Genomic DNA, 574 nt, shown 5'->3' with positions numbered 1-574 from the left:
CCAGATCGAACCCAGCAGCAACAGCACGCCGATGATCGAGATTTCACCGATGCGGCCCGGGCGGATGTAGCGCATGTAGATGCCCATGAACATCGCGATCGGGATGGTCGCCATCACCGTGAAGATCCCCCACGGGCTCTCGGCCAGGGCCTTGACCACGATCAGCGCCAGCACCGCGAGGATGATGATCATGATCAGGAAGCAGCCGAACAGCGCGATGGTGCCAGGGATGCGGCCCATTTCCTCGCGCACCATGTCACCCAGGGAACGCCCGTTGCGGCGGGTGGACAGGAACAGGACCATGAAGTCCTGCACCGCACCGGCCAGCACCACGCCGGCGATCAGCCAGAGCGTGCCGGGCAGGTAGCCCATCTGCGCCGCCAGCACCGGCCCGACCAGCGGCCCCGCGCCGGCAATGGCCGCGAAGTGGTGGCCGAACAGAATGTGTTTGTTGGTCGGGACATAGTCCAGGCCATCGTTGTTGAGCACGGCGGGGGTGGCCCGGCGCGCATCGAGTTGCATCACGTTGTTGGCGATGAAGAGGCTGTAGTAGCGGTAGGCGACCAGGTAGATG

General features: G+C 64.6%; 1 protein-coding gene. It reads right to left on the bottom strand.

Annotation, left to right across the window (positions count from 1 at the left end; genetic code table 11):
• On the bottom strand, window positions 1-573 hold a 573-nt coding region (locus Q7F16_RS30075), incomplete at its 3' end, for a carbon starvation CstA family protein (RefSeq protein WP_409557419.1).
• Window position 574 lies beyond the last annotated feature (1 nt).

This window comes from Pseudomonas sp. Lb2C2 (assembly GCF_052112205.1).
GTDB classification, from domain to species: Bacteria; Pseudomonadota; Gammaproteobacteria; order Pseudomonadales; family Pseudomonadaceae; genus Aquipseudomonas; species Aquipseudomonas kilonensis.
Note: the sequence above shows the minus strand (reverse complement) of the source record. Positions and strands in the feature narration are given on the sequence as shown.